Source organism: Massilia polaris (assembly GCF_012927275.1).
Taxonomy (GTDB): Bacteria; Pseudomonadota; Gammaproteobacteria; order Burkholderiales; family Burkholderiaceae_D; genus Telluria_A; species Telluria_A polaris.
Map to the genome: position 1 here is coordinate 352,206 of NZ_JABBGG010000004.1, position 26,570 is coordinate 378,775.

A 26,570-nucleotide genomic window follows, 5' to 3' on the forward strand; every position below is an offset into this window, starting at 1 on the left:
CCTGGAACGGTAAAAGTGTGGACTGTTTTATCATAATTCAAAAAAGCTCATCGAGTCGCCTGTGACCGCTCTGGTGAACGCGGCGTCCCGGCTTGGGCGAGGTGCTAAACTACGGCCTTCACCTTCAGGCCTCACTCCATGACCAACAATAAAAAAGCCCCCGCCAAAAAAACCGCCGATGCGCCAGCGGGACGGCCAGAGAATCCATTCCTCGACACCGGGTTTTTCTCGCGCATGCGCGACTACACCGAACGCGATGCGGCGTTCTCCAAGGAGTTGAAAGCGATCTCCGAACGCGGCGCCGGCAAGGACGGCGCCGACCCGCGCTACGCGCCGTCGCTCGCCGTTCTGCGCCCGGTAGTCAAGAAAGGCCTGTCGCTCGAGGACATCCTGGGACGTATCGTGGCCGGTGTGGAATCGGGCTCGTGGGAGTCGTGGCTGGCCGCGTATGGTTTCGAGCTGCGCGGGGTGAATTATTCGAAGACAGAACCACGCAATGCGCGGCTGGCGCTGGATCTCAGCCTCGGATCGAAAGCGACGGCGGCATTTTCGAATGCCGGCATTCCGAACTGGCGCAGCCTGGCGGCGGAAGACTGCGCGCAAGTGCAGGTAGAAAAACCAACCGAAAAAACGCCGGCGAAAGCCTGGGCGATTTTCCTGCTGGACGCGCCCGACTGATTATTTTCCCAACAGCGCGAGCGTATGCGTCCATTCCGCATCCCACTCGTCGAGAAAATCGTGCGCCTTGAACGCTTTTCCCAGATGGGATAGCGGAACGCGATAGACATCGTTCAGGCCAAGCGCCAGCGTGACCGGATTCCAGATGGCGTTCTTTTTCGATTTTTTGGCGCTGCCCTTCACCCGCGCGCCTTCATCGCCGAATATTCCGCCGCCTCCGGCCAGCGCCTGCGCAAGATCGATCCTCACCAGCTTGCCGAAAGCGGTGAGCACCTGTTCGGCGTTGATGCCGCTGCGCGACTCCTGCGCCGTCGCTGCCTTTACTGGCTTCGGCTCGGCGTCGCGCTTGATCTGACTGGCGAGGCGCTCAATATCCTTTTTCAGGAATCGCACTTCGTCGAGCGACCGCCTGAATCCGGGCGGCGGAAGCGTGGCGACGATTTTGTAGGCGTCCTTGGTCATCGTGATCAGTACATCTTCGCTACCGGCTGCAAGCCGCTGGGTGTCGCCTTCGAAGAAAATCGGCGCTGCGTACCCGCCATTGGCGTCACCGAACAGTTCCGGATATGCGGCGTCATAATCGAGCCAGACGTATGGAGTGAGGCCATTTTCGATCAGGCGGGCCAGGGTCCAGGCCGAAGCGGTCTGCTGCTCCAGCCAGTCGCACGCTTGTGCGGTGCTTGCGCGGAAGGGAAGGTCGGTCGTCGTCATTGTTCTTTTCCAGCTTACGAAGGTAACATTGTGCGCAGTATGAGGCATGGCGCTATAACGTTGCCACCTAATCGATTAAGGCAGGACGTTGGACCAATTACAGCAGGGATTTCTCTTGACCCGGCACTGGCGCGATACCGCGGCTGGCACCGAGGTCGATTTTTGGCTCGCGACCGACAACGGACCGCGCCGGGTCCGGCTTGCGCCGCATCCGTCGGTGGCGTTCATTCCGGCTGAACAGCGCGAACAGGCCGAACTGGTCTTGCGCGACGAGAAATCGTATGAATTGCGGCCGCTTTCCCTCAGCGACTTTCATCACCGTCCCGTGGTGGGCTTGTACTGCGCGCAGTACCGCCAGTTGTTAAAGCTGGCAAAGCGCCTGCGCGAATATGGCATCGACGTCTACGAATCCGATGTAAGGCCGCCGGAACGCTACCTGATGGAGCGCTTTATCACCGCGCCCGTCTGCTTCAGCGAGCACACGCTCAAACCCGCCCCGGGATACCGGCCGAAGCTGACCCTCGCGTCGCTGGATATCGAAACCACCATGCATGGTGAGCTCTATTCGATCGCGCTTGAGGGCTGCGGCCAGCGCCAGGTCTACATGCTCGGCCCACCGAATGGCGGCGACGAAGAACTCGACTTCGACCTTGAATACTGCGACAGCCATGCCGCGATGCTGGAGAAGCTTAACCGCTGGTTTGAATTACACGATCCGGATGTCATCATCGGTTGGAACCTCGTGCAGTTCGACCTTCGCGTTCTTCACCGCCACGCCGAACGGAACAAGGTGCCGCTGCGATTGGGGCGCGACGGCAGCGAAATGGAATGGCGCGAGCACGGCAAGCAGCAGCATTTCTTCGCCGCGGCGGCCGGGCGCCTGATTGTCGACGGTATCGAAGCGCTAAAATCCGCCACCTGGAGTTTTTCGTCATTCAGCCTTGAGCACGTGTCGCAAACGCTGCTGGGCGAAGGCAAGTCCATCGACAATCCTTATCAGCGAATGGCGGAAATCGACCGTCGATTTGCCGAGGACAAACCAGCGCTGGCGAAGTACAACCTGAAGGACTGCGAACTCGTTACGCGCATTTTCGAGAAAACCGAGCTTCTGATCTTCCTGCTTGAACGGGCCAGCGTGACCGGACTGGCTGTAGACCGCAGCGGCGGCTCGGTGGCGGCGTTCGAGCACCTTTACATGCCGATGATGCACAGGCAGGGTTACGTCGCGCCCAACCTCGGGGACATCGCCGGTGAAAATAGCCCGGGCGGTTATGTCATGGATTCGAAATCCGGGCTGTACGACTCGGTGCTCGTACTCGATTATAAAAGCCTGTATCCCTCGATTATCCGCACCTTCCTGATTGACCCGGCCGGACTGGTGGAGGGGATGCGCGCCGATGAAGAGGACTCGGTAGAGGGCTTTCTCGGCGCGCGCTTTTCGCGCACCAAACACTGCCTGCCCGCGATCGTAAAACGGATCTGGGATGGACGCGACCAGGCCAAGCGCGACAAGAACAAGCCGCTGTCGCAGGCGCTGAAAATCATCATGAACGCATTTTATGGCGTGCTCGGATCGAGTGGCTGCCGCTTCTTCGACCCGCGCCTTGCGTCGTCGATCACCTTGCGCGGGCAGGAGATCATGCACCTGACCCGCAAGCTGATCGAAGATAAAGGCTACCAGGTCATTTACGGCGACACCGATTCGACCTTCGTCTCGCTCAAGCACGCGCATTCCGATGAGCAAGCTGGCGTTATTGGCCGCGAGCTTGTGCGTCATGTGAACCAATGGCTGGTCGAACACCTGAACGAAGCATTCGGTCTTGAAAGCGCGCTCGAACTGCAATACGAAACGCATTACCGGCGATTCCTGATGCCGACCATCCGCGGATCGGACGAAGGCAGCAAGAAGCGTTATGCGGGGCTGATCCTTCGCGCCGACGGCAGCGAGGAGATGATTTACAAGGGACTGGAAACCGTCCGCAGCGACTGGACGCCGCTTGCGCAGCAGTTCCAGCAGGCGCTGTATTTCAAGATATTCAAAGGCGAGCCTTATCAGGACTATGTGCGCGACTATGCGAACCGCACGGCGAGCGGCGAACTGGACGAGATGCTGGTGTATCGCAAGCGCTTGCGGCGGCCGCTCGGGGACTACCAGCGCAACGTGCCGCCGCATGTGCGCGCGGCGCGTATCGCTGACGAATACAACCGGGAACAGGGGCGGCCGCTGCAGTACCAGAACGGCGGCTGGATCCGGTACGTGATTACGCTGGCGGGCCCGGAACCGCTGGAGGTGCGGCGCTCTGCGATCGATTACGACCACTACCTGACGCGCCAGTTGCAGCCCGTGGCTGACGCCATCCTGCCATTTGTCGAGGATGATTTCTCGACGCTGACCAGCCGCCAGAAAAGCTTGTTTTGAAGGCGTCGTCTACTTTTGAAGACGGCCGCGATGGTATTCTGCGGGCTCACAGGCTTCCGGAATATCCATGGCCATCAAGCTAAGTAAAGACACTGAAGAACGCTTGCTCACGTCGCTGCAGCGCTACTGCTCCGACAACTTCGACGAAGAAATCGGCAACCTGAAAGCGCAGATGCTGCTTGATTTCTGCCTGCGTGAAATTGGACCGTCGATTTACAACCAGGCGGTGCAGGATGCGCAAAAGGTCATGCTGGAAAAGGTCACGGAGCTGGAGACCAATTGCTATGAGACGGAATTCGCGTACTGGCAAAAGAAGCGGTGATATTTACGACCTCGTTTCGGATTTCGGTCGACCATAAATCCTGAAGCGTCGATGAAATGCAAACGGGCGGCTTACACCTTTCGGGTCTGCGATAAACGGAAGCGCAAGCTCGTCCCTGTTAAGTAGCTCGAGCGTCCAAGTGGTGTCGCCAAAGAACGCGAAATGGAGCATGCTGGGCGGCGCCAGTTCGAGGTGATCGAATGAACCAGTCGAGTACATCGCGCCGAGCGTCGCCGAGTCGATCAGATTCAGGCGCGAGTCAAGGAGGTAGATTCGCAACGTCTCTTCGTTCGGAATGTCGTCCGTAACAAACGCCAGATAGCACTCGCCCCATCTGACCGTGGCCTCAAGAATTGCACCAGCAATCAACTTCCCCATCGGTTCGCCATGAATGAGGATCTCACTTTGAGGCATAGTCCGATCCGTAAATGGCCGGGCCACCTTTAGTGAGAATTCCGAGGGCGATATTAATTTCATCGGCTTTACCAGAATGACGTGATTCCGAAGGCAGCCAGGGCCCCGCCGGCGAATGCGCCAACTGTAACGCAGACTGGGGCACCCGGCCCGCATGCTAGGCCTGCCATGGCGCCGCCTGCTATTCCGCCTGCGATACCGGCCCCGGTTGTCATTATTTCCCTTCGCGTCGCCGCCACCTTGTCTTCAGAGGTGACAATGTCGTACACAGAAAGCGCGAGCGAGAGACCGAGCACACATCTTCCGACGAACGAGATCCGCGACATGGCATTCGTGACGGCCACGTTTGATTTGGCTGCGGAGGATACAACGGAAGCGTAGATTGCGTTTTTCTGTGAAACGGAAAGCATAGGAAATGAGGCCGCTTTACCGTGAGCTCGCGTAGTTTTCTTTGCAATGATTTCGTTGAGCGTTGTACCGTTTGTCTTCAACCGTTGTGCCATTGCTCGGCCGACGGGCGTGCTGCGCCCTCTGACAACATCCATGACCAGATTGCGGGTCTCTTGTGCCTGCTGCGCCGCTTGCGCCCAGGTTATCCGGTTGCGCGTCGCCTGATCGCGAAGTTTATCCGCCATTCGTTTGATTTCCCGAGTGTAGGTGAGGCGGGCTGAGGAATCTATGGTGAGATGTGCACCTCTGTTCGCTGCCTGTGCTTCGATCGAGTCGATCATGTTTTCAAAGGCGGTGCGGTCTGCTGGTTTGCTCGCGACTTGCATGGTAGCTCTCCTTCAGATCAAAAAGAGAAGCATACGGAGTCGGCTCGGCGGCAAGTTGTGGGATGTCAATTTTTTTTGGATTCGGTTGCGGCTCAATCGGGGTTAGACCCCCAAAGGACAAATCGTGGTCTGGCCCTCGCACGGTGCCTGGCTGAAACCTCTGCAGATTAAGGATATCGCAGACGCGAATGCAGTATGGATACGATTTCAATCGCAGTTACAGTGACGCGGTACGCGAAGATGTAATTAGGGTTGGCGACGAGTTCGCGCGTGCCTGCTACGCGTTCAGGTCGGTACAGATAGGGATGATGAGGTAGTTGAGAAACCTGCGACCAACGGATTAAAAGTGCGTTGCAAAAGACAATTCGAGGTTGTGCGTATCAAAAACAACCGCGAAATCAGCTGTCATTCCGACAGAATCGTCTAAAAAACAGCCCTATAAATTACATGGTGTAACTATTGAATATCGTTTACTGGTATTTATCCCCCGCACCGTCAGGCGTACAGTGGCTTCACCCGATCAGCAAACGATCGGACTTCACCAACAAACTTAACGGAGTTCATTATGACCCAGCAGCAAAAAACCATCATCGTTACTGGCGCCTCGCAAGGCATCGGCGCAGGTGTCGTCCAGGCTTTCCTGGCTCGCGGCTACAACGTGGTAGCAACCTCGCGCAATGTCAGCAAATCCGAGTCCCTGTCTGCATCCGATCGCCTGGCACTGGTTGACGGCGACATCGGTGACGCGGCCACTGCCGCCAAGGTAGTCGAGACCGCCGTGCAGAAATTCGGCGGCATCGATGCCTTGATCAACAACGCCGGCATTTTCATCGCCAAGCCGTTCATCGACTACAGCGCGGACGACTTCAAGGCGCTGGCCCATACCAACCTGGAAGGCTATCTGTACATCAGCCAGCTGGTGGTCAAGCAGATGCTGGCGCAACAGCGCGGCGGCAGCATCGTTAGCGTCAGCAGCACCCTGGCCCAAAGCCCGAACAAGGCCCTGTCCGCATCGGTGCCGATGCTTACCAAGGGCGGCATCGAGGCTATCTCGCGCAGCCTGGCCATTGAATACGCCGAAGCCGGTATCCGTGTCAACGTAGTGGCGCCTGGCTCGGTCGACACCCCGCTGCTGAAAGGCGTTCCACAGGACTTCCTGAAGTCGCTGCACCCGATGGGCACGATTTCCAGCGTCGAAGAAATCGCCGACGCCGTGATTTTCCTGACCGAAGCCAAGCAAGTGACCGGTGAAGTGCTGCGTGTCGACGGCGGCGCGCACATCGGCAAGTGGTAAGTCACAAATAGCAAGTAGCACGTCGTTTTGCTCCCGCCCGCAGTCCTATCTGGCTGCGGGTGGGATTTTGCATGGGCGCGAGCACGACAACAGAATCTGGCCGCGCTGCGGCAACGCCAGATATACGCAGTCTTCGCAGCACGCCGGCCGCGTGCTGGGCCGCTTCCTGGCGGCGTGCCGGGTGGCGCGACTGGAATGCGATCGGTATTTTTCCTGACCAGCATCCCGCTGCTGGCGGGCGCGGGCCCGAACTATCTGGCGCTGCGTTGGGGACAGCAATCCGCCTGGTAAAAATGAAGCGGCCCGCCCGGTTGCCCGGAGCGGCCCGCTTGCTGTCCACGCACTGCTTAGTGATTGCGCGGATCATCCTCGGCACGGATGTACCTGATGCCCAACGGGCCGACGCCGCTGACCTGGGTCATGTAGTCGCCCGATTTGGCCCAGTGAAAGTGCGGTGTGTTGGCCGGCAGCACTATTATTGATCCCGGTGCATAGGCTTGCAGCTTGTCGGGATCGAAGGTGGTGCCCAGGCCGATGTAGAACACGCCGGAGATCACGGTGTAAATGCGGTCTTCCGGATGGCTATGCGGCATCAGCTTGACCCCGGCCGGCAGCTTGACCCGCACCACATAGGCCCCGGCCTTGCCTGGATCGCCGACCAGCACCGCCAGCCGCGCTTCCGGCGGAAACGCCGGGAACGCCTGCCACTCGATGTTTTCAGCCAGGACGGCGCCAAACTGGAACGCCGGTAAACCTGGCTGTCCCTTGCTTGCCGTTTGGGCGCCGGCCACGCCGGCGAACGTCGCCGCGGTGGCGAGTGCAATCAACTTGCTAGTCGGCATCATGTGGCGCCTCCTTCGATTACTTCAGCCTTTTCAGCATAGCCACAGCGACAGCCTTGGCCGACTGTGGATTCTGGCCCGAGATCACTTCGCGGTCTTCGACCACGTTTTCGCTCCATGGCTTGCCTTCGACGAAGCTGGCGCCGGCTGCCACCAGGCCGTCTTGTGGGAACAGTTTCATGTGGCCGCCGTTCAGGAAGCCCTTGGACTGCTCTTCTTCCTCATTGGTAAAGGCGGTCACTTTGTAGCCTTTGTAGATCCAGTTGGCAGGCGCGGCCGGCTGCTTGCCCGATTCCAGCGCGGTCACGAAGCCACGCGCATCCGGGATCGCCGACACCATGGCGATGGTGCCATGGCAGGTAAAGCCGGTGACTTTGCCGTTCTCGTGGAAGTTCGTCAGCAGTTGGCCCAGTTGCTTATCCTTCAGCAGGTCTTGCATAGGGACATGGCCGCCCGGTACGAACACGCCATCGAATTTGTCGTAGCCAATTTTCTTGACTTGCGCGAAGCTGATCGCAGGCGAGCCGGACTTCGAGGTCAGCTTCAGGGAGGCCAGCAGGGCCAGGCTTTCCTGACGAGCCTTCTCGTCGCCGCCGAAGTAGTTCACGTCATTCGATTTCTGGTCCGCGGTTGGCGCCTTGCCGCTTGGGGTGGTGAACACCACCGTGTGGCCAGCCTGGATAAAGGTCTGGACCGGCTGCATCAATTCGTTGATGAAAAAGCCGGTTTGCATGATCTTGCCGTCTTTCAGGTTCAGTTGGTCCTGATCCGACAGCACGACCAGCACGGTGCCGGCGTTAGCGAAGTTGGCGGCGGCGGCCAGCAGGCCGGCGATGATGGTTTTTTTCATTTCAAACTCCCTTATCAATATTGGAACAGCGCGGATGCGTTGATGTAGCCATCTTATTGGGCAGTCGAGCATTGATAAATAGGGATGAATGGAATTTACTTGTTACGTGATGTAATCAAGTGGCGTGAAGACTTGCGTTGGCTAATGAGAAGAATTTCTCGACGTCGATGCGAACCGGCCGCAACCGGACCTTTTCCGAAGCGACCAGAGATCGACCAGACAGCAAAAAGCCCACGAACGCAAATTCGTGGGCTTGATACTAATTCGTGGTAGGCCGTGCGGGATTCGAACCTGCGACCAAGGGATTAAAAGTGCCCGAAGCAGCCGCTATTGTAGAGCCTTCCATGTTGACATTGTTGCCGTCGCGTCTGGGACTTCCTTGAACCGCCAGATTCATCGGTGAATGTCGCCGTTCCCGTAGATTTGGACGATCCTTGGCCGTGATGGATCCAGCTTGATCCTATTGGATCTGGCCCCGACCAGAGAGCGACCAGAACATCGCAGTGCAGGAAGCAAACCGAGGGTTCATCCGAAGAGCAAACCGAGGGTTCATCCGAAGGTGGTTCGCCTTGAAGATCACGGATACTGCTGCCGCGAATGCAGTATGGAGACTATTTCGATCGCGATAGCGCTGACGCGATACACGACAATGTAATTGGGGTGAGCAACGAGTTCACGCGTGCCGGATACCCGCCCAAGGCGGTACAGATACGGATGGTGTGGTAGTTGTGACACCACACGCTCGATATCTTCGTATAGGTCGAGGGCGGATTGCGGGTTGCGCTCCGCAATATATTCGAGGGTTGCCGCGAGATCTGCTTGCGCTTCAGCGCGCCACAGGATCGGAAGCATGGGCGCGGCGCTTTGCTTCGATAATATCCCGCAACGTGGCCATTACCTGGTCATGCGGCGTCGACGGGCGCTGGTCGTCAAGCGACGCTTGAACTTTCGCTCGAAACCAGCGATCGTGCTCTTCGGCCTCAGCGACCGTGGCGAACTCTGACTCAATCGGTGATAGGACGGTACTCATAGTCTGGTAATTATACGGCAGGCTGACAGATGATGGCCGCTTGCCTCGTGATGGTTGGTGGTTGTCAATACAGCATTGATTAATTTCCCGGAAACATGGAGTTGTGCACGCTTGGCCTTGTGTGTGACTTGCGTCGATGGCTTCTCGCAGCTTGGCCATGACATGGTCAATAACACAGTGCGCCCCTTCGTCGTGCCGGTGCGCGAGACCTGTCATTTCGTCTGGAACGCGCCATGGTGCCGAGCCACGGAGTTCAAATCCGTGGCTCAGGCCTCGTAGGCGGCGTTCACGGTCGAATGGATGAGGCTGGGCATGCCTCATCGCGTGGCGTGCCGTTTGGGCCGTGCTGGTGCGGTCCTGTCCGGTCCATTTCCGGTCGTGGTGGCGGTCGGTCAGGCCTATTGCGCGGCGAACTGGCGCAAGTTCAGTATTCTTCGGGCAGCAGGATCATTGTCGATACGCTGGGGCCTCGGTGACGTGGCTGTCAATGCGGCCCGCGCGCCCGCAATGCGCCAGGAACGCAACATTATGGACAAGGACAATGAGCAGAAATTCCGTGCTTTGCAGGAGAAGAGTAAAGGGGCGTAGCTAAAATCACTGGCGATGCCACGCCGCTGACGAAGGTCAATGGTGGGGAAAAACGGGCGCAAAGTACGATAGATTACCGGAGACCCTTCGGCACGATTGATAAACTCGGCGAAGTGCCCCTTTTTTTGTGCGACAAGCCATGCGGACCGGCACAGACCGGACCTTTTTCGAAGCGACCAGAGAGTGACCAGAACGCAAAAAGCCCACGAACGTGAATTCGTGGGCTTCTTGGTTATTCGTGGTAGGCCGTGCGGGATTCGAACCTGCGACCAACGGATTAAAAGTCCGCTGCTCTACCAGCTGAGCTAACGACCCGAAAGAGGCAAGATTATAGCGCGGCTTTTTTGTTTGCGCTAGGGTCTTGTTGCATAACAATGCAAATCAGGTCAGCGCTGCAGTCACCTTCAATACTTCGTCGGCCGTCGTCACCCCTTCGATAATCTTGTGCGCGCCGGCGATGCGCAGCGGTTTCATGCCGTCGGCGACACTCTGCTTGCGCAGGCCGAGCAGGTCGGTGTCTTCGCCGATCAGCTTGGTGAAGTCTTCGGTGATCGTCAGTAATTCGTAGATGCCGGTGCGCCCGCGGTAACCGGTTTGCCGGCACTCCGGGCAGCCGATTGGCCGGTACACGGTTTGCGGCTTTGGAATCTTCCAGGCGCCGCCGATGCTTTCCCATACGTCGTCGCTGATATGGCCATCTGGCGCCTTGCAGTGGGGGCACAGGGTACGCACCAGTCGCTGGGCCATGATGCCGATCAGCGTCGCCTCGAGCAGGTAGTAGGGCACGCCGAGTTCCAGCAGGCGCATCACGGCCGATGGCGCGTCGTTGGTGTGCAGCGTCGACAATACCAGGTGTCCGGTCAGCGCGGCCTGGATCGCCATTTCCGCCGTGCCAAGGTCGCGGATCTCGCCGACCATGATGATGTCCGGGTCCTGCCGCATCAGCGCTTTCACGCCGTCGGCAAACGACAGGTCGATGCCCGGTTGTACCTGCATCTGGTTGAACGAAGCTTCCACCATCTCGATCGGGTCTTCCACCGTGCAGACATTGACTTCCGACGTGGCAAGCGCCTTGAGCGTGGTGTACAGCGTGGTCGTCTTGCCCGAGCCGGTCGGCCCGGTGACGAGGATGATGCCGTGCGGCCTGGTGGTCAGGTCGTCCCAGCGGCGCGCGTCGTCCAGCGGGAAGCCGAGTTCCGGCAGGGTCTTGACCACCACCTCCGGATCGAAAATACGCATCACCAGCTTCTCGCCGAACGCGGTCGGCATTGTCGACAGGCGCAGCTCGACTTCCTGGCCACCACTGGTGCGCGTCTTGATACGCCCGTCCTGCGGGCGGCGCTTTTCGATCACGTCCATGCGGCCAAGCAGCTTGATGCGCGCGGTCATTGCGATCATCACGACCGCCGGCACCTGGTAGACCTGGTGCAGCACGCCGTCGATGCGGAAGCGGATCACGGCGAGTTCGCGTTTCGGTTCGAGGTGGATGTCGGAGGCGCGCTGCTCGAACGCGTATTGCCACAGCCAGTCGACGATGTTGACGATGTGCTGGTCGTTGGCATCGACTTGCTTGTTCGACTTGCCGAGTTCGACCAGTTGCTCGAAGTTGTTGCGCAGCGCGAGGTCCTGGCCGGTCGTCTTGTTGGCGTCCTTGATCGACTTGGCCAGGCTGAAGAACTGCGAGATGTACTGTGAGATGTCGAGCGGGTTGGCCAGTGCCAGCTGGATCTTGCGGCGCGAGATCTTGGAGATCTCCGCTTCCCATTCGGTGACGAACGGGTCGGCGGTGGCGACGGTCAGCGTGGTGGCGGTCAGCTCCAGCGGCAGGATGTTGAAGCGCGCAGCGTAGCTGGCGGACATCACATCGGCCACCCGGGTAAAGTCGATTCTCAAAGGGTCGATGCGCACGAAGGGCAGGCCGACTTTACTGGCAGTGTATTCGCTCAGCAGGTCGAGCGTGAGCAGGCGGTTGGGCGGCTGGGCTGAGATCAGCTTGCACTGGGCGATGGCCGACAGCGGGTGCATCGAGCCAACCGCATTTTTCAGGATGCCCTGGGCCTGCGTGAAGCTGGCTTTGACATTGGCTTTTTCGACGATGCCGTCGGTAAGCAGCCACGAGAAGATCGTCTGGAGGTCGAGCGAGCGGTGCGGCCTCGGGCCGCCCGGCGCTGCTGTTGCCGTCATTGGTTTCACGTCTGCGTTCAAGCCGTCTCTCCGTGCTGGCGCTGCTGGTTATTCTGCGGCCTGGATCCCTTTGACCCACGATTTAGCCGGCAGCTTGGTCGTTGCGACGATCTGCGCCGCGCGCGCCTTCAAGGCCTCGATGTCGAGGACAGGGCGCTGCTTGAAGCAAATCGCGACCACATTACCATCATGCACTTCTGGCAGGCATATTACCTCGTCGAAGGCGAACTTCATTGCCTTGATGTTCCTGGCGAAGCTCGGATGGTCGCCGAACAGGTTGACTGTCATGATGCCGCCGTCAGCCAGGCATTCCTTGCACGCCTGATAGAACTCGGGCGTGTCCAGCACCGGCCCGCGCGCGGTGGCGTCGTAAAGGTCGCACTGGATGACGTCGTAGGCGCCATGGTTGGCCTCGTCGTGGACGAAATCGAACGCATCCATTTGGACCACGTCGAGGCGTTCATCGTTCGCCGGGAGCTTGAACATCGACTCGCAGATCGTGACAACCGATTCGTTCAGTTCGACGGCGGTGACTGTCGCTTCAGGAAACTGGCGGTAGCAGAACTTGGTGAGGGTGGCGGAGCCGAGGCCGAGCTGGACGATCTTGCGCGGCTGTTCGATGAATAGCATCCAGGCCATCATCTGCTGGGCGTATTCGAGTTCCGGCCAGTCCGGCTTGCGGATGCGCATCGCGCCTTGCACCCATTCGGTGCCGAAGTGCAGGTAGCGGACGCCGTCCTGTTCGGAGAGGGTGACTGGGGCAAACTTTGGTTTGCGGGCGGGCTTGCGCGAGGATTCGACTTGTTCGATGGATTTGCGTTTGATGAGCATAATGCGGCCTGGGGAGATCGGGGCATTATAGCGTGGGGAGAGGGGGGCGCTCTAGAATCGTAGGGTGTGGAAGAGCGGGGCGGCCCCGGCGGCAGCCACGCTTTTCCACCGCTACCAAAGCGGGGGGATTTTTACTGATTCATCTCGGGCTCGACCGATACGCGCAGGCGCACACGGTTGCCCGGATCGCGCGGCATCACCGTCGTATAGCTGCGGCCGCGATAGTCGTAGGTAACCTCATAGCCATTCGTGCGCGACTCGATCGCTTCAACCGTGCGGCACTGGCGAACTGCCTGTTCCTGATACTCGGCTTGCGGCACCGGACGGCCATCGTTCTGTACCTTGTCGCCGACCATCGTGCCGGCAACGACGCCGACAGCGGTCGCCGCCGCACGGCCAGAGCCGCCACCCACCTGGTTGCCCAGCAAGCCGCCGGCAATCGCGCCGAGGATGGCGCCGCCCGAACCGCGTTGCTGCTGCTGCGCTACCGGGACCTGCACATATTCGGTGCGGCATTCCTGGCGCGGCTCGCGGATCTGCTCGACGCGCGGCTTGACGCGAACGACGTTGCCATAATCTTCAAACTCCGCAACCTGGGCCTGCGCCAGCGGCAACGCGCATACGCCGAGTACGGTCATCATCATTTTGGTGTGCAAGTTCATCTGGAACCTCGTCTGAATTCGGTGTGGGACTGCATTGTGTACTGCTCCAGAACTAATAGTAATACGGGGCGGGGCGAAGAATTAATCCACATGGCAACAAGATGTAACAGACCGCTAACTCATCCGGACGCCGCAGATACTGCTCAGTTGGCGCTTTTGCATGGAAATCTTTCTATATTTTCACAAATCTGGTGCGGTTAATCACATTCGGGTTGATTCAACTACCACAAAACGTTACCCTTATATGATTCAGGGATATATTGGCGCGTGGAAACCAACCTAGGAGACAAGTGTTTGCACCAGCAAACGCGTAGCGCATTTGCATCGAAAAAGAAAAAACACCCCGTTCATCAGGTCGATTTGAGGGAAAAATGAGTTTGTTAATATCAGTGCCGCCTAACCTAGTGCAGTCCATTCGTGCGTTCCGGGTAACGGAGCTGCAGGAGGAAGCCGCTCGCCTGGGGCAGCACTTTCTGTACGCTCACTGCGCCGACATGCTGACGAAACAGCAGGTGTGCGCGCGCATTGGCGAGAACTTCCATTTTCCTAAGCCGGCAAGCAAGAACTTCGAAGCACTGCGCGTCTCGCTGACCGACACCATCCATAAGGCCGGCCCGCAACCGGGCTTCCTCGTCGTGATCGAGCAGTTGCCGAACACGCAGAAGTTCGACAAGGAAGCGCGCGAGACCCTGCTCGACGTATTCCGCGATGCGGCCGACTTCTGGGCCGAGAAGAAAGTCCCGTTCCGGGTATTCTACTCCTTCGAATAAGCCCGCAAGGGCCGTTCACCAGCGCGGCATGTTGTTTGCTGCGCCGCATCATTTTTAGCCCGTTTCCTTGGTTCGGCCTGTCCGCCGGGGTACAATGCGCGCTATGAAAAACATTGTCATCCTTATTTCCGGTCGCGGCAGCAACATGGAAGCGGTCGTGCATGCTGCGCGCTCAGAACAGTGGCCTGCGCGCATCGCGGCTGTCATCAGCAACAAAGCCGACGCCAAGGGTCTCGAGTTCGCCCAGGCGCACGGCATTCCCACCGCCGTAGTGCCGAACAAGGATTACGCCACCCGCGCAGAGTTCGATGCGGCGTTGCAGGAAGCGATCGACAGTTTTTCTCCTGACCTGGTCGTGCTTGCGGGCTTCATGCGCATCCTGACCGCGCCGTTCGTCGAGCATTACGAAGGCCGGATGCTGAATATCCATCCGTCGCTGCTGCCGCTGTTCCCTGGCTTGCATACGCACCAGGCGGCGATCGATAGCGGTGTTGCCGAGCATGGCGCGACGGTGCATTTCGTGACCGCGCAGCTTGACCACGGCCCGGTCGTGGCGCAGGCCAAAGTCCCGGTCCTGCCGGGCGACACCGAAGACACGCTGTCGGCGCGCGTGCTGGTGGAAGAACACAAGCTGTACCCATATGCCATCCGGCTGTTTGTCGAGGACCGGCTCAGCATCGTCGGCGGCGACGTCCGCATTGCCGACACAGTAAATATTTAAGCGAAGGAATTACATGAGACTGCCACCAGCGATCCTGGCCAATACGGAAGAAGTACTGCGCGAGATTCTGCGTTTTTCGGCGCCTGCCGACACCACCTTGTCGCGCTACTTCAAGGATCACCCACGCCTGGGCGGCCGCGAGCGCGGCGCCATCGCAGAAGGCGTGTACGCAGTGTTGCGTAACAAATCCTTCTTTACCGATTTCGCCGGTTCCGGCAATGGCATGCGCCGCCTCGCGATCCTCGGCCTGGCCGAAGCGGTCGGCGCCGATTCGCTGGGCGGACTGTCTGATGAAGAAACCGAGTTCCTCGCGCGGATCAAGGAAATCGACCGCACGCTGATGCCGGCGCAAAAGCGCGCGAACCTGCCCGATTGGCTGTACGAAAAATTCGTCGCACAATATGGCGAAGAAGAAACCGTCACCCTGGCCGAAGCCCTGAACCAGCCGGCGCCGCTCGACCTGCGCGTCAACTCGATCAAGGCAACGCGCGACGATGTGATGAACGAACTGGCGCTGGCGCCGATCACCGCCGAGCCAATGCCGTTCGCGCCGCTCGGCCTGCGCGTGCACAAGAAGCCATCGCTGCAAAACCTGCCGTTGTTTAAGTCCGGCGCGATTGAAGTGCAGGACGAGGGCAGCCAGGTGCTGGCGCAGATCGTCGGCGCCAAGCGCGGCGAGATGGTGGTCGACTTCTGTGCCGGTGCCGGCGGCAAGACGCTGGCGCTGGGCGCGCTGATGCGCAACACCGGCCGCCTGTATGCATTCGACGTTTCCGAAAAGCGCCTCGCCAAGCTGAAGCCGCGCCTCGCACGCAGCGGCCTGTCGAACGTGCATCCGGTCCAGATCGCGCACGAACGCGATGTCAAGATCAAGCGCCTGGCCGGCAAGGTTGACCGCGTGCTGGTCGACGCGCCGTGCTCCGGCCTGGGCACCCTGCGCCGTAACCCTGACGTCAAGTGGCGCCAGAAACCGGAAGCCGTGACCGAAATGCATGACAAACAAATCGCCATCCTCGACGGCGCCGCGCGCCTGCTGAAGGGCGGCGGCCGCCTTGTCTACGCGACCTGCTCGCTGCTGGATGAGGAAAACAACCAGGTGGTCGAGCAGTTCCTGGCCGCGCACGACGACTTCGAGCTGGTTCCGATGAGCAAAGTGCTGGCCGAGCAAAAGATCGACCTGGAAATGGGCGACTACTTGAAACTGCTGCCGCACAAGCACCAGACCGACGGTTTCTTCGCAGCGGTCCTCGAGCGCAAGAAAATGGTCAAGCCGGTAGCGCCTGCCGCTACTGAAGAAGCTGACGCGGAAGAAGAATAAGCGCGCAGCCGATGCCACTGTCGAACCTGCTTAACGACCTGCTCACCGATATCCGCGACCCGCATCTGCTGTGGCAGGCTGTGACGATCGCGGCGTGCGTGGGCCTGGGCTGGTTCCTCGCGCGCCAGATCCGTAACAACTACGGCAAGGGCAGCGCGGAGGAGGGGCGCAACGGCGTCGTGCATGCGGGTGTGGCCAGTTTCGGGCATGTGCTTGCGCCTTTGCTGGTTGTCGCGCTGATCTTTGTGGCGAAGCTGGCGCTGGCGCCGTTCCTTCACAATGTCCACCTGCTGCGCGTGGCGCTGCCGGTGTTCGGTTCGCTGGCGGTGATCCGCCTCGCCTTCTACCTGTTGCGCCGCGTGTTTGCCCGCCATGGGCCGATCGGCGCCACCATCCTCACGTTCGAGAAAATCTTCGCGCTGCTGGTGTGGCTTGCCGTCGCGCTATACCTGACCGGGCTGTGGCCAGACGTATTCAAGTTCCTGGACGGTACCGAACTGCCGCTGGGGCGCAACAAGGTGTCGCTGGCCACGATCCTTCAGGCTACGGTCTCGGTGGTCATTTTCCTGATGCTCGCACTGTGGGCAGGCACCGCGCTCGAAGAGCGGCTGATGCGCGTCGAAGGCCTGCACACGTCGCTGCGCGTGGCGATGGCGCGCATGAGCCGCGCCTTGCTGATCCTGGTTGCGGTGCTGGTCAGCCTGTCGATGGTGGGCATCGACCTGACCGTGCTGTCGGTATTCGGCGGCGCCCTGGGTGTCGGCCTCGGCCTCGGCCTGCAAAAGATCGCCAGCAATTACGTGTCCGGATTCGTCATCTTGCTGGAACGTAGTTTGGCAATTGGCGACACGATCACCGTCGACAAATACAACGGCAAGGTCGCGCGCATCAACACGCGCTACACTGTGTTGCGTAGTTTGGACGGAACCGACTCGATGGTGCCGAACGAAATGCTGGTGTCCGGCGCGGTGGTCAATTCTTCACTCTCGGACAAGAAGACGCGCGTGGTCACCTTGATGACGGTTGGTTTCGACACCAATCTCGATAGCCTGCTGCCGAAGCTGGAAGCGGCCGTTGCGTCGCTGCCGCGAGTGATGGCGGCCCCGGCGCCGGCCGCCATGCTCAACCGTTTCGCCGCTAACGGACTCGAGCTTGAAGTAGGGATGTGGATTGCCGACCCGGATACGCGCGGCAGCGTGTTGTCGGAAGCAAATCTGAAGATATGGTCGCTCTTGCAAGCGGAAGGCGTCAGCTTCCCGAAAAACGCGAGTGTTCCTGACCAGACCTGACAACGTACCTGAAATGATTGGTGACAATCGTTCCGTGCATCAGTAGATCAGCGTAAAATGGAGGTTCCCTGCACGTTGTGAAATAAATGCTGCGTGGTGGGAAAGCCACCATTTTGGAGCAGGAATGAATTTGTTCAGCAACATCGTAAATGCAGTGCTTGATTTTCTCTCGACCGGGATTGTTGGCCTCACCGGTTGGCAAGTTGTAATCTACACCCTGATCGTCACCCACATCACGATCGCCGCCGTCACCATCTACCTTCACCGTCACCAGGCGCACCGCGCGCTGGAACTGCACGCCATTCCGAGTCACTTCTTCCGCTTCTGGCTGTGGCTGACGACCGGCCAGGTCACCAAGGAGTGGGCGGCGATCCACCGCAAGCACCACGCCAAGTGCGACACCGAAGAAGACCCGCACAGCCCGGTAACCCGCGGCATCAAGAAAGTATTCTTCGAAGGCGCTGAACTGTATCGCGCGGAATCGAAAAACCTCGAGACCATGCAGAAGTATGGCCACGGCACGCCGGACGACTGGATGGAGCGCAACGTCTACACCAAGTACAGCTGGATGGGCGTGATACTGCAGCTGGTGATCAACGTTGCGCTGTTCGGCGTGATCGGCCTGACGATCTGGGCGATCCAGATGATGTGGATCCCGATCACGGCGGCCGGCATCATCAACGGCATTGGGCACTACTGGGGCTACCGCAACTACGATTGCGCCGATGCGGCGACCAACATCATTCCGTTCGGTATCCTGATCGGCGGCGAGGAACTGCACAACAACCACCACACGTATGCGACCTCGGCCAAGCTGTCGTCGAAGTGGTACGAGTTCGACATCGGCTGGGGTTATATCCGTGCGCTGGAGATCGTTGGCCTGGCAAAGGTAAAGAAGGTTGCGCCGAAGCCGGCGTTCGAGCACGGCAAGCTGGTGGCCGACTTCGATACGCTCCAGTCGGTGATTGCCAACCGCTACGACGTGATGGCCAAGTATGCCAACTCGGTCAAACATGCATGGCGCGAAGAGATTGAGCACCTGAAGCACAAGACCGAGCCGCGCATGCTGAAGTCGAGCATCAAGCTGATGCAGCGTGAACCGGGCAAGCTGGAAGCGCCGCACAAGCAGCAGCTGAGTGAGCTGTTCCAGCACAGCAAGGCGCTGGAAACGATGCACAACATGCGTGTCGAGCTTGGCGCGATCTGGGAACGTTCGCACTTCACGCGCGACCAGCTGCTGCATCAGCTGCAAGATTGGTGTGCGCGGGCGGAAGCGTCGGGCATCAAGTCGCTGCAGGACTTCTCGCTGAGGCTGCGTAGCTACGCTTAATACGACGCTTGCACGTTATGTGAAAAACGGCTCCTCGGAGCCGTTTTTGCGTTTGGGCGGAACGCGGCGTTCTCGCACGTCTATGACGGCGCCGGCTGGTCATGGCGGATTGCGGGCTGCGCCCTTATCCAGCCTGCGGCAGGCGGTCGTTCCAAGCCGCAAAACAAAAAAGCCGCAAACTTGCGTTTGCGGCTTTCTGCGAACCAGGTACCAGATCAGTATTACTTGATCTTGGTTTCCTTGTACATCACGTGCTTGCGTGCTTTAGGATCGAACTTCATGATCTCCATTTTTGCAGGCATCGTGCGCTTGTTCTTGTCGGTGGTGTAGAAGTGACCCGTGCCTGCAGTCGATTCCAGCTTGATTTTGTCGCGGCCAGTTTTTGCCATGATTGCTCCCTAATTTAGACTTTTTCGCCACGAGCGCGCATGTCGACCAGAACTGCGTCGATGCCCACTTTGTCGATGACGCGCAGACCGGCGTTAGACAAACGCAGGGAGACCCAGCGGTTTTCCGACTCTACGAAAATACGGCGGTTCTGCAGGTTAGGCAGAAAACGGCGTTTGGTTTTGTTGTTAGCGTGCGATACGTTGTTACCAACCATCACGCCCTTTCCAGTAACTTGGCAAACACGTGCCATAGCGCACTCCTTGAAAATATCCAAAATTGGAAAAAAGAGAGTATAGCGTGAAAACCATCACTGAATCAATGACTTGTGAAAAACAATAGTGTCACCCATCCTGTCGGTAATTTAACAATTGTGAATTCGTGCCATTTGCCTTGATTAGCAAGGGTGTATCGGCTAACCCGGCCTTACATCTGGCCATGTTCGGCGAAGGAATGGACCTGTGGCCCGGCGACAACAAAATGGTCGAGCACCCGTACATCGACCAGGGCCAGCGCCTGCACCAGCGCCCGCGTCAGCATCAGGTCGGACTCGCTCGGTTCCGCCACGCCGGAAGGATGGTTGTGGACGAGCATGACACTGGCGGCATTGTGTGCCAGCGCCTTCTTGACGACCTCGCGCGGGTACACGCTGGTGTGCGTCAGCGTGCCAGTGAACATCTCTTCTTTCTGGATCAGCCTGTTCTTCACGTCCAGGAACAGCACGACGAAGGATTCGTGATGCTGCCGCCCCAGCTGCAAGGTCAGGTAGCTGCGCACGGCAGTCGGGGAACCGAGCAGGTCGCCAGCACGCAGCTGCTCGCCGATCGCGCGTTGCGCCAGCTCCAGCACAGCCTGTAACTGCGCGTATTTCGCCGCGCCCAGCCCGGGGACCGTCGCGAATTCGCGCAAACTGGCATTGAACATGCCGCCCAGCGATCCGAAGCGGGTGATCAGGTCGCAGCCAAGGTCCACGGCGCTCTTGCCTTTGATGCCGACGCGCAGGAACACGGCCAGCAGTTCCTGGTCGGACAGGGCAGGGGCGCCGTCCCTGATCAGGCGTTCGCGCGGCCGCAGGTGTTCCGGCCAATCCTTGATGCCCATCCTTGCTCCTGTCTGAAGTGGCGGTTGATGAGGCGGGCGCGGGCGCAGTGGCTTACAATATGGGATTACCGATTTTTGCTACCATTATGTCCAGCCCATCCGCACCAGTTGTCAACGAGTCCTCTTACCTCACGCTGCATTATCGGCTCGCGTCGATGGACGGTACTGATCTGATTACTACTTTCGGCGGGAACCCGGCCACCCTGATGCTCGGCCAGGGCCAGTTGGCGCCGTCGCTTGAAGCCTGCCTGCTCGGCCTGCCTGAAGGTACGCACCAGACCTTCGAGCTGGGCCCGGAGCAGGGCTTCGGCGAACGCAGCCCTGACCTGGTGCAGGCGGTCTCGCGCGCGACGCTGGACGAAAACTCGGCGCCGGACGCCGATTACAAGGTCGGCGACCTGGTTGACTTCGCCGCACCTGGTGGCGGCCGTTTCGCCGGCGTTCTGCGTGAACTGGGCGCAGAAAGCTGTATTTTCGACTTTAATCATCCGCTCGCGGGCCAGACGCTCAAGTTCGAAGTTAACCTGATCTCGGTTTTGTAACAGGACCATCCATGGAAAACGAAATTCTCCTGGCCCAGCCGCGCGGTTTCTGCGCCGGCGTGGACCGCGCCATCGAAATCGTCGAGCGCGCGCTGCTTCAGTTCGGCGCGCCGATCTACGTGCGCCACGAAATCGTCCACAACGCCTACGTCGTGGACGACTTGCGCAACAAGGGCGCGATCTTCATCGAGGAGCTCGATGACGTCCCGGCCGGCAATACGCTGGTGTTCTCCGCCCACGGCGTCTCGAAGGCCGTGCGCGCCGAAGCCGAGAGCCGCGGCCTGAAGATCTTCGACGCTACCTGCCCGCTGGTGACCAAGGTCCACGTCGAAGTGGCCAAAATGCGCAAGCAGGGCTGCGAAATCGTGATGATCGGCCATGACGGCCACCCGGAAGTCGAGGGCACGATGGGCCAGACCGAAGCGGGCATGCATCTGGTCGAAACGGTAGCAGACGTAGCGACGCTGCGGGTCGGCAACCCTGACCAGCTGGCCTACGTATCGCAGACCACCTTGTCGGTCGACGATACCGCCGACATCATCGCGGCGCTCAAGCAGCGCTTCCCGAACATTATCGAGCCGAAGAAGGGCGACATCTGCTACGCCACCACCAACCGCCAGGAAGCCGTCAAGTTCATGGCGCCTCAGGTGGATATTGTCGTCGTCGTCGGCAGCCCTAACAGCTCGAACTCGAACCGCCTGCGCGAAGTGGCCGACAAGATGGGTACGCCGGCCTACATGGTCGACAACGCGGCCCAGATCGACCCGCAATGGCTCGAAGGCAAAGTGCGGATCGGCGTCACCGCGGGCGCGTCGGCCCCCGAGGTGCTGGTGCAGGCCGTCATCGACCGCCTGAAGCAGCTGGGCGCGCGCAGCGTCCGCGCGCTCGACGGTGTCGAGGAGCATGTCACCTTCCCATTGCCGAAAGGCCTGGACGGCATCAAGGTCAACGCCGATTGATCGGAGATATTTACAGTTGGCAAGAGAATATTTTGCGGGCCCTTGATTTTCCGGTGTTAGTTTTTACGAAACCTCGCTATGATGATGGCGCTCGGAATTATTGCTATCCGGTGCGCCGGCATCGTTCGCGCATAGGATAGGGTGCAGTTGCAGCGGAAACATGAGACACGTGTAATCCCGGTCGGGATGCGGCGTTTGTGAAGCGCGTCAGGCCATGAGCGGCACTACGGACTTTCTCCGGGGTGCCGTTTTTATTAGCTCTATAATAAAAGAGGCAAGTAAACCATGGATACCTTTATCCAACAGATTATCAATGGTCTGGTGCTGGGCAGTATGTACGCCCTGGTGGCACTGGGCTACACGATGGTGTACGGTGTTCTGAACCTGATTAACTTCGCCCACGGCGACGTACTCATGATCGGCGCCATGGTCGGCCTGTCGATCCTTAAACTCCTCGATGTCTTCATGCCCGGCCTGCCCGGCGCGGTGCAACTGGCGATTGCCATTGCAGGTGCGATTCCGGTCTGTATGCTGGTTAATATCATCATCGAGCGCGTCGCCTACCGCCGCCTCCGCAACGCCCCCCGCCTCGCTCCCCTGATTACCGCCATCGGCGTCTCGACCCTCCTCACCACCTTCGCGATGATGATCTGGGGCCGCAACCCACTGCCTTTCCCGCAACTGCTGTCGACCGAACCAATCGCCATCGGCGGCGCCGTTATTTCCCAGACCCAGGTCTTGCTGCTCGCGCTGGCTGCCCTGTCGATGGGCGGGCTGGTGCTGCTGGTTGAAAAAACCAAGATGGGCCGCGCCATGCGCGCCACCGCCGAGAACCCGCGCGTTGCCGGGCTGATGGGCGTGGATTCGAACAAGGTCATCGTCGCCACCTTCGCCATCGGCGCGGCGCTGGCGGCGGTGGCCGGCGTGATGTGGGGCGCCAACTACTCGTCGATCCAGTTCGCGATGGGCTTCCTGCCTGGCCTGAAGGCCTTCTCGGCCGCGGTGCTGGGCGGTATCGGGAATATCTACGGCGCGATGATCGGCGGTATCCTGCTGGGCCTGATCGAAGCGATGGGCGCAGGCTACATCGGCGACCTGACCGGCGGCTTCCTTGGCAGCCACTACCAGGACATCTTCGCCTTCGTGGTGCTGATTATCGTGCTCACGATCCGGCCTTCCGGCATCATGGGTGAACGCGTCGCTGACCGCGCCTGATCGAACCAGACAAGGAAATCATCATGAAACTTCTCTCTTTCGACGTCGAACACAATCCGCGCAAGGCCTACACCAGCATGGCCATCGTGCTGGCGCTGCTGCTGATCTTCCCGTTCGTTGCCCAGAATTTCGGTAACTCCTGGGTCCGCATTGTCGATATCGCGCTGCTGTACATCATGCTGGCGCTCGGCCTGAACATCGTGGTCGGCTTTGCCGGCCTGCTCGACCTTGGTTACATCGCGTTCTTCGCGGTCGGCGCCTACCTCACCGGCCTGCTGGCGTCGCCGCAGTTCGCCGCCTTGCTCGAATCGATCGTCTACCAGTACCCCGTGCTCGGGGAATGGCTGGTCGCAGTGATGGGCCCGGAAATTGTTGAATCCGGCGTGCACCTGTCGGTCTGGTTCATCGTGCCGCTGGCGGCCGCGGTCGCGGGCCTGTTCGGCGCGCTGCTCGGCGCCCCGACCCTGAAGCTGCGCGGCGACTACCTGGCCATCGTGACCCTGGGCTTCGGCGAGATCATCCGTATCTTCATGAACAACCTGAACGACCCGATCAACTTCACCAACGGTCCGCAGGGCATCAACATGATCGACCCGATCCGCATCTTCGGCGTGTCGCTGGCGGGTGAGGCCGGTTCGAAGGCAACCGTGTTCATCGGCGACTTCGCGATGCCGTCGGTGAATGCCTACTACTTCCTTTTCCTGTTCCTGTGCATCGCCACCATCTTCATGACCTCGCGCCTGCAGCATTCGCGCCTGGGCCGGGCGTGGGTGGCGATCCGCGAAGATGAAATCGCCGCCAAGGCGATGGGCATCAACACCCGCAACGTCAAGCTGCTCGCGTTCACGATGGGCGCCTCGTTTGGCGGCGTCGCCGGCGCGATGTTCGCGTCGTTCCAGGGCTTCGTGTCGCCGGAATCGTTCTCGCTGATGGAGTCGATCGCGGTACTCGCGATGGTGGTGCTGGGCGGTATCGGCCACATCCCTGGCGTGATCGTCGGCGGCATCTTGCTGGCGGCCTTGCCGGAAGTGCTGCGCCATACCGTCGAGCCGTTCCAGAACGCCGTGTTCGGCAAGGTCCTGATCGAAGCCGAAGTGCTGCGCCTGCTGCTGTACGGCCTGGCCATGGTGATGGTGATGCTGCTGCGTCCGGCCGGCCTGTGGCCGTCGCCGAAGCACGAAGACCGGCCGCAAGCCGCCGAGACCAACAAGCCAGACGCGTTTCCGGCCTGACCGGGAGGACGAAAAATGAGCGAACAAATCCTATTGAACATCGCCGGCGTCAACAAGCGCTTCGGCGGATTGCAAGCGCTGACGGACGTCGGCATCCAGATCAGGCAGGGCCAGATTTATGGCCTGATCGGGCCTAACGGCGCCGGCAAGACGACTTTCTTCAACGTCATTACCGGCCTGTACCAGCCGGACACGGGCACGTTCGAGCTGGACGGCAAGCCGTATTCGCCGTCGGCCCCGCACGAAGTGGCCAAGGCCGGCATCGCGCGCACCTTCCAGAACATCCGCCTGTTCGGCGAGATGACGGCGCTGGAAAACGTGATGGTCGGCTGCCACGTGCGCACCCATCAGGGCGTGTTCGGCGCCATCTTCCGCCACAAGGCGGCGCGCCTGGAAGAAGCGGCGATCCGCCGCCGCGCGCAGGAGTTGCTGGACTTCGTCGGCATCGGCGAGTTCGCCAAGCGCACCTCGAAGTTCCTGTCCTACGGCGACCAGCGCCGCCTCGAGATCGCCCGTGCGCTGGCGACCGAGCCGAAGCTGCTGGCGCTGGACGAGCCTGCGGCCGGCATGAACGCGACCGAAAAACTGGCGCTGCGCGAGCTGCTGGTGAAAATCAAGAACGAAGGCAAGACCGTGCTGCTGATCGAGCACGACGTCAAGCTGATGATGGGCCTGTGCGACCGCATCACGGTGCTGGAATACGGCAAGCCTATCGCGGAAGGCTTACCAGCCGACATCCAGAAGAACCCGGCTGTGATTGAAGCCTACCTCGGAACGGGCCATTAATATGAGCGAAAACATTCTCAAGATTCAGGGCCTGAAAGTTGCATACGGCGGCATCAAGGCAGTCAAGGGCATCGACCTCGAAGTCAACAAGGGCGAACTGGTCACGCTGATCGGCGCCAACGGCGCCGGCAAGACCACCACGCTGAAAGCGATCACCGGCACCTTGCCTGATTGCAGTGTGGAAGGCGTGATCAGCTACATGGGCCAGCCGCTCAAGGGCAAGCATTCGTTCCAGCTGGTCGAGCAGAAGCTGGCGATGGTGCCGGAAGGCCGCGGCGTGTTCACCCGCATGTCGATTTACGAAAACCTGCAGATGGGCGCCTACACGCGCAACGACAAGGCAGGCATCGAGGCCGATATCGAGAAGTGGTTCACGGTATTCCCGCGCCTGAAGGAGCGTGCCTCGCAGCTGGCCGGCACCTTGTCCGGCGGCGAGCAGCAGATGCTGGCGATGGCGCGCGCGCTGATGTGCCACCCGACCTTGCTGCTGCTGGACGAGCCGTCGATGGGCCTGTCGCCGATCATGGTCGAGAAGATCTTTGAGGTGATCCGCGATGTGTCGAAGCAGGGGATTACGATCTTGCTGGTCGAGCAGAACGCGAAGCTGGCGTTGCAGGCGGCGGACCGTGGCTATGTGATGGATTCGGGGGCGGTCATCATGACCGGCAATGCGGATGACATGCTGCACGATCCGCGCGTACAGGCGGCGTACCTGGGCGAGTAATTTCGCAGGCGCATGTAATGATGAAGATGCCTCGCAACGCGGGGCATTTTTGCATCGGCGCACGACGCATCCACCGAACGACAGCGCGTTGTCCTACCGCCCGTTCAGACCAGCTCCTATTTCAGGCGGCCGCCGTGACCCCTACGATAAGGTTCGCACATCGAATAGGAGACTGTTATGAGTTCGAAAGTGAGCAGCGGTAAAAATCACAACCACAGCGACAGCAAACCAGCAGGTGGTTACGCCGGGACCGGCGGCGGCTCCAAGGGGCAGGCCGGCACCCAAGGTAGCAAGAGCAGTGCCGGAGCCGGGAATCAACAATCCGGGGCAAAAGCCAGTGGTTCAGGAAGTAAATCGTCGGACAAAGCTGGCGGGAAACAGTAACGCCGGCAAAAAAAATGCCTCGCAACCATGAACTGACCCCGTAAAGTTGGACGGTTAGTTTAATGAGCGGCCAAGGGCTGGGTGCTGTATTGCACAGGACTCAGCCCTTTTAGTTTCATCTTGATGCGGTCGTAATTGTAATAGCGAATGTACTTCTTGATGCCGGCTTGTAGCTCGTCCACGCTGCTGAATTTGTTTAGATGGAAGAACT

At 59.7% G+C, this 26,570-nt stretch carries 31 protein-coding genes and 1 tRNA gene; 17 read left to right on the top strand and 15 right to left on the bottom strand.

Annotation, left to right across the window (positions count from 1 at the left end):
* The first annotated feature begins 138 nt into the window (after positions 1-138).
* Complete coding sequence (locus tag HHL21_RS09550) at positions 139-678, top strand: hypothetical protein (RefSeq protein WP_169465085.1); 540 nt, start codon at positions 139-141, stop codon at positions 676-678.
* Here the strand turns inward: HHL21_RS09550 and HHL21_RS09555 are convergent, their stop codons facing one another.
* Positions 679-1,389 (bottom strand): hypothetical protein, encoded by a 711-nt coding sequence (locus HHL21_RS09555; RefSeq protein ID WP_169465087.1) that lies wholly within the window; start codon positions 1,387-1,389, stop codon positions 679-681.
* 88 nt (positions 1,390-1,477) lie between these two features.
* Here HHL21_RS09555 and HHL21_RS09560 point away from each other — a divergent pair, with 88 nt between their 5' ends.
* Both HHL21_RS09560 and HHL21_RS09565 read left to right on the top strand, forming a co-directional pair.
* A complete protein-coding gene (locus HHL21_RS09560; protein ID WP_169465089.1) occupies positions 1,478-3,808 on the top strand; it encodes a DNA polymerase II in 2,331 nt (776 codons plus the stop codon).
* Positions 3,809-3,875: 67 nt separating this feature from the next.
* Positions 3,876-4,130, top strand: a complete 255-nt coding sequence (locus HHL21_RS09565; RefSeq protein ID WP_169465091.1) for a DUF2164 domain-containing protein — start codon at positions 3,876-3,878, stop codon at positions 4,128-4,130.
* Between the two features lie 3 nt (positions 4,131-4,133).
* On the opposite strand, the gene HHL21_RS09570 is transcribed toward HHL21_RS09565, so the two are convergent.
* Both HHL21_RS09570 and HHL21_RS09575 read right to left on the bottom strand, forming a co-directional pair.
* A complete protein-coding gene (locus HHL21_RS09570) occupies positions 4,134-4,544 on the bottom strand; it encodes a hypothetical protein (protein WP_169465093.1) in 411 nt (136 codons plus the stop codon).
* Between the two features lie 68 nt (positions 4,545-4,612).
* Positions 4,613-5,320 carry a hypothetical protein gene (locus tag HHL21_RS09575; protein ID WP_169465096.1) on the bottom strand — a complete coding sequence of 236 codons (708 nt, stop codon included), beginning with the start codon at positions 5,318-5,320 and terminating at the stop codon, positions 4,613-4,615.
* A gap of 565 nt (positions 5,321-5,885) precedes the next feature.
* On the opposite strand from HHL21_RS09575, the gene HHL21_RS09580 reads away from it, so the two are divergent.
* Positions 5,886-6,614, top strand: a complete 729-nt coding sequence (locus HHL21_RS09580) for an SDR family NAD(P)-dependent oxidoreductase (RefSeq protein ID WP_169465098.1) — start codon at positions 5,886-5,888, stop codon at positions 6,612-6,614.
* Positions 6,615-6,961: 347 nt separating this feature from the next.
* Here HHL21_RS09580 and HHL21_RS09585 read toward each other — a convergent pair whose 3' ends face one another.
* The 4 genes from HHL21_RS09585 to relB form a co-directional block, all read right to left on the bottom strand.
* A complete protein-coding gene (locus HHL21_RS09585) occupies positions 6,962-7,459 on the bottom strand; it encodes a cupin domain-containing protein (protein ID WP_206085697.1) in 498 nt (165 codons plus the stop codon).
* 16 nt (positions 7,460-7,475) lie between these two features.
* Positions 7,476-8,306: a type 1 glutamine amidotransferase domain-containing protein gene (locus HHL21_RS09590; protein WP_169465100.1), complete on the bottom strand. Its 831-nt coding sequence runs from the start codon at positions 8,304-8,306 to the stop codon at positions 7,476-7,478.
* Between the two features lie 576 nt (positions 8,307-8,882).
* Complete coding sequence (locus HHL21_RS09595) at positions 8,883-9,158, bottom strand: type II toxin-antitoxin system RelE/ParE family toxin (RefSeq protein ID WP_169465102.1); 276 nt, start codon at positions 9,156-9,158, stop codon at positions 8,883-8,885.
* Complete coding sequence (relB, locus tag HHL21_RS22150; RefSeq protein WP_370659692.1) at positions 9,133-9,657, bottom strand: type II toxin-antitoxin system RelB family antitoxin; 525 nt, start codon at positions 9,655-9,657, stop codon at positions 9,133-9,135. Before relB ends, HHL21_RS09595 begins: the two co-directional genes overlap by 26 nt.
* On the opposite strand from relB, the gene HHL21_RS09600 reads away from it, so the two are divergent.
* Positions 9,649-9,924, top strand: a complete 276-nt coding sequence (locus tag HHL21_RS09600; protein WP_169465104.1) for a hypothetical protein — start codon at positions 9,649-9,651, stop codon at positions 9,922-9,924. The genes relB and HHL21_RS09600 overlap by 9 nt on opposite strands.
* A gap of 239 nt (positions 9,925-10,163) precedes the next feature.
* Here HHL21_RS09600 and HHL21_RS09605 read toward each other — a convergent pair.
* The 4 genes from HHL21_RS09605 to HHL21_RS09620 form a co-directional block, all read right to left on the bottom strand.
* Positions 10,164-10,239 (bottom strand) — tRNA-Lys (locus tag HHL21_RS09605).
* Positions 10,240-10,305: 66 nt separating this feature from the next.
* On the bottom strand, positions 10,306-12,108 hold the full coding sequence (gene tfpB, locus HHL21_RS09610; protein WP_169465106.1) for a type IV pilus assembly ATPase TfpB: 1,803 nt from the start codon (positions 12,106-12,108) through the stop codon (positions 10,306-10,308).
* 48 nt (positions 12,109-12,156) lie between these two features.
* A complete protein-coding gene (locus tag HHL21_RS09615; RefSeq protein ID WP_169465108.1) occupies positions 12,157-12,939 on the bottom strand; it encodes a spermine/spermidine synthase domain-containing protein in 783 nt (260 codons plus the stop codon).
* 131 nt (positions 12,940-13,070) lie between these two features.
* The gene (locus HHL21_RS09620; RefSeq protein ID WP_169465110.1) at positions 13,071-13,601 is read right to left on the bottom strand and encodes a glycine zipper 2TM domain-containing protein; all 531 of its coding nucleotides are present in this window, start codon (positions 13,599-13,601) and stop codon (positions 13,071-13,073) included.
* Between the two features lie 371 nt (positions 13,602-13,972).
* Here HHL21_RS09620 and HHL21_RS09625 point away from each other — a divergent pair, with 371 nt between their 5' ends.
* From HHL21_RS09625 to HHL21_RS09645, 5 genes are all read left to right on the top strand, one after another.
* The gene (locus HHL21_RS09625; protein ID WP_169465112.1) at positions 13,973-14,371 is read left to right on the top strand and encodes a barstar family protein; all 399 of its coding nucleotides are present in this window, start codon (positions 13,973-13,975) and stop codon (positions 14,369-14,371) included.
* 103 nt (positions 14,372-14,474) lie between these two features.
* Entirely contained in the window at positions 14,475-15,092 is a 618-nt protein-coding gene (gene purN / locus HHL21_RS09630; protein WP_169465114.1) for a phosphoribosylglycinamide formyltransferase, read from the top strand.
* Positions 15,093-15,105: 13 nt separating this feature from the next.
* Entirely contained in the window at positions 15,106-16,410 is a 1,305-nt protein-coding gene (locus tag HHL21_RS09635; protein WP_169465116.1) for an RsmB/NOP family class I SAM-dependent RNA methyltransferase, read from the top strand.
* A gap of 11 nt (positions 16,411-16,421) precedes the next feature.
* Positions 16,422-17,699, top strand: coding sequence for a mechanosensitive ion channel family protein (locus tag HHL21_RS09640; RefSeq protein WP_169465118.1), 1,278 nt, complete (start codon positions 16,422-16,424; stop codon positions 17,697-17,699).
* A 124-nt stretch (positions 17,700-17,823) separates the two neighbouring features.
* Positions 17,824-19,029 (top strand): DesA family fatty acid desaturase, encoded by a 1,206-nt coding sequence (locus HHL21_RS09645; RefSeq protein WP_169465120.1) that lies wholly within the window; start codon positions 17,824-17,826, stop codon positions 19,027-19,029.
* Between the two features lie 221 nt (positions 19,030-19,250).
* Here HHL21_RS09645 and rpmG read toward each other — a convergent pair whose 3' ends face one another.
* From rpmG to radC, 3 genes are all read right to left on the bottom strand, one after another.
* Positions 19,251-19,421: a 50S ribosomal protein L33 gene (rpmG, locus tag HHL21_RS09650; protein ID WP_197422130.1), complete on the bottom strand. Its 171-nt coding sequence runs from the start codon at positions 19,419-19,421 to the stop codon at positions 19,251-19,253.
* 11 nt (positions 19,422-19,432) lie between these two features.
* Positions 19,433-19,669 carry a 50S ribosomal protein L28 gene (rpmB, locus tag HHL21_RS09655; protein WP_169465122.1) on the bottom strand — a complete coding sequence of 79 codons (237 nt, stop codon included), beginning with the start codon at positions 19,667-19,669 and terminating at the stop codon, positions 19,433-19,435.
* A 173-nt stretch (positions 19,670-19,842) separates the two neighbouring features.
* Complete coding sequence (gene radC / locus HHL21_RS09660) at positions 19,843-20,517, bottom strand: RadC family protein (RefSeq protein WP_169465124.1); 675 nt, start codon at positions 20,515-20,517, stop codon at positions 19,843-19,845.
* Between the two features lie 86 nt (positions 20,518-20,603).
* Here radC and HHL21_RS09665 point away from each other — a divergent pair, with 86 nt between their 5' ends.
* The 7 genes from HHL21_RS09665 to HHL21_RS09695 all read left to right on the top strand — a co-directional run bounded on the left by HHL21_RS09665 (position 20,604) and on the right by HHL21_RS09695 (position 26,359).
* Positions 20,604-21,059, top strand: a complete 456-nt coding sequence (locus tag HHL21_RS09665; protein WP_169465126.1) for an FKBP-type peptidyl-prolyl cis-trans isomerase — start codon at positions 20,604-20,606, stop codon at positions 21,057-21,059.
* An 11-nt stretch (positions 21,060-21,070) separates the two neighbouring features.
* Entirely contained in the window at positions 21,071-22,018 is a 948-nt protein-coding gene (gene ispH, locus HHL21_RS09670) for a 4-hydroxy-3-methylbut-2-enyl diphosphate reductase (protein WP_169465128.1), read from the top strand.
* Between the two features lie 285 nt (positions 22,019-22,303).
* Positions 22,304-23,233 (top strand): branched-chain amino acid ABC transporter permease, encoded by a 930-nt coding sequence (locus HHL21_RS09675; RefSeq protein WP_169465130.1) that lies wholly within the window; start codon positions 22,304-22,306, stop codon positions 23,231-23,233.
* 23 nt (positions 23,234-23,256) lie between these two features.
* Complete coding sequence (locus HHL21_RS09680) at positions 23,257-24,465, top strand: ABC transporter permease subunit (protein WP_169465132.1); 1,209 nt, start codon at positions 23,257-23,259, stop codon at positions 24,463-24,465.
* Between the two features lie 15 nt (positions 24,466-24,480).
* Positions 24,481-25,251: an ABC transporter ATP-binding protein gene (locus HHL21_RS09685; RefSeq protein ID WP_169465134.1), complete on the top strand. Its 771-nt coding sequence runs from the start codon at positions 24,481-24,483 to the stop codon at positions 25,249-25,251.
* A 1-nt stretch (position 25,252) separates the two neighbouring features.
* The gene (locus tag HHL21_RS09690; protein WP_169465136.1) at positions 25,253-25,975 is read left to right on the top strand and encodes an ABC transporter ATP-binding protein; all 723 of its coding nucleotides are present in this window, start codon (positions 25,253-25,255) and stop codon (positions 25,973-25,975) included.
* A gap of 177 nt (positions 25,976-26,152) precedes the next feature.
* Entirely contained in the window at positions 26,153-26,359 is a 207-nt protein-coding gene (locus HHL21_RS09695) for a hypothetical protein (protein WP_169465138.1), read from the top strand.
* 59 nt (positions 26,360-26,418) lie between these two features.
* Here HHL21_RS09695 and HHL21_RS09700 read toward each other — a convergent pair.
* On the bottom strand, positions 26,419-26,570 hold a 152-nt coding region (locus tag HHL21_RS09700), incomplete at its 5' end, for an IS3 family transposase (protein ID WP_169465140.1).

Excerpts from the sequence above, each read along its gene's own strand:
- HHL21_RS09550 (WP_169465085.1), top strand. The coding sequence starts at position 139 with ATGACCAACAATAAAAAAGCCCCCGCCAAAAAAACCGCCGATGCGCCA.
- HHL21_RS09555 (WP_169465087.1), bottom strand. The coding sequence starts at position 1,389 with ATGACGACGACCGACCTTCCCTTCCGCGCAAGCACCGCACAAGCGTGC.
- HHL21_RS09565 (WP_169465091.1), top strand. The coding sequence starts at position 3,876 with ATGGCCATCAAGCTAAGTAAAGACACTGAAGAACGCTTGCTCACGTCG.
- HHL21_RS09570 (WP_169465093.1), bottom strand. The coding sequence starts at position 4,544 with ATGCCTCAAAGTGAGATCCTCATTCATGGCGAACCGATGGGGAAGTTG.
- HHL21_RS09575 (WP_169465096.1), bottom strand. The coding sequence starts at position 5,320 with ATGCAAGTCGCGAGCAAACCAGCAGACCGCACCGCCTTTGAAAACATG.
- HHL21_RS09580 (WP_169465098.1), top strand. The coding sequence starts at position 5,886 with ATGACCCAGCAGCAAAAAACCATCATCGTTACTGGCGCCTCGCAAGGC.
- HHL21_RS09585 (WP_206085697.1), bottom strand. The coding sequence starts at position 7,459 with ATGATGCCGACTAGCAAGTTGATTGCACTCGCCACCGCGGCGACGTTC.
- HHL21_RS09590 (WP_169465100.1), bottom strand. The coding sequence starts at position 8,306 with ATGAAAAAAACCATCATCGCCGGCCTGCTGGCCGCCGCCGCCAACTTC.
- HHL21_RS09595 (WP_169465102.1), bottom strand. The coding sequence starts at position 9,158 with ATGCTTCCGATCCTGTGGCGCGCTGAAGCGCAAGCAGATCTCGCGGCA.
- HHL21_RS09600 (WP_169465104.1), top strand. The coding sequence starts at position 9,649 with ATGCCTCATCGCGTGGCGTGCCGTTTGGGCCGTGCTGGTGCGGTCCTG.
- relB (WP_370659692.1), bottom strand. The coding sequence starts at position 9,657 with ATGAGGCATGCCCAGCCTCATCCATTCGACCGTGAACGCCGCCTACGA.
- tfpB (WP_169465106.1), bottom strand. The coding sequence starts at position 12,108 with ATGACGGCAACAGCAGCGCCGGGCGGCCCGAGGCCGCACCGCTCGCTC.
- HHL21_RS09615 (WP_169465108.1), bottom strand. The coding sequence starts at position 12,939 with ATGCTCATCAAACGCAAATCCATCGAACAAGTCGAATCCTCGCGCAAG.
- HHL21_RS09620 (WP_169465110.1), bottom strand. The coding sequence starts at position 13,601 with ATGAACTTGCACACCAAAATGATGATGACCGTACTCGGCGTATGCGCG.
- HHL21_RS09625 (WP_169465112.1), top strand. The coding sequence starts at position 13,973 with ATGAGTTTGTTAATATCAGTGCCGCCTAACCTAGTGCAGTCCATTCGT.
- purN (WP_169465114.1), top strand. The coding sequence starts at position 14,475 with ATGAAAAACATTGTCATCCTTATTTCCGGTCGCGGCAGCAACATGGAA.
- HHL21_RS09635 (WP_169465116.1), top strand. The coding sequence starts at position 15,106 with ATGAGACTGCCACCAGCGATCCTGGCCAATACGGAAGAAGTACTGCGC.
- HHL21_RS09640 (WP_169465118.1), top strand. The coding sequence starts at position 16,422 with ATGCCACTGTCGAACCTGCTTAACGACCTGCTCACCGATATCCGCGAC.
- HHL21_RS09645 (WP_169465120.1), top strand. The coding sequence starts at position 17,824 with ATGAATTTGTTCAGCAACATCGTAAATGCAGTGCTTGATTTTCTCTCG.
- rpmB (WP_169465122.1), bottom strand. The coding sequence starts at position 19,669 with ATGGCACGTGTTTGCCAAGTTACTGGAAAGGGCGTGATGGTTGGTAAC.
- radC (WP_169465124.1), bottom strand. The coding sequence starts at position 20,517 with ATGGGCATCAAGGATTGGCCGGAACACCTGCGGCCGCGCGAACGCCTG.
- HHL21_RS09665 (WP_169465126.1), top strand. The coding sequence starts at position 20,604 with ATGTCCAGCCCATCCGCACCAGTTGTCAACGAGTCCTCTTACCTCACG.
- ispH (WP_169465128.1), top strand. The coding sequence starts at position 21,071 with ATGGAAAACGAAATTCTCCTGGCCCAGCCGCGCGGTTTCTGCGCCGGC.
- HHL21_RS09675 (WP_169465130.1), top strand. The coding sequence starts at position 22,304 with ATGGATACCTTTATCCAACAGATTATCAATGGTCTGGTGCTGGGCAGT.
- HHL21_RS09680 (WP_169465132.1), top strand. The coding sequence starts at position 23,257 with ATGAAACTTCTCTCTTTCGACGTCGAACACAATCCGCGCAAGGCCTAC.
- HHL21_RS09685 (WP_169465134.1), top strand. The coding sequence starts at position 24,481 with ATGAGCGAACAAATCCTATTGAACATCGCCGGCGTCAACAAGCGCTTC.
- HHL21_RS09690 (WP_169465136.1), top strand. The coding sequence starts at position 25,253 with ATGAGCGAAAACATTCTCAAGATTCAGGGCCTGAAAGTTGCATACGGC.
- HHL21_RS09695 (WP_169465138.1), top strand. The coding sequence starts at position 26,153 with ATGAGTTCGAAAGTGAGCAGCGGTAAAAATCACAACCACAGCGACAGC.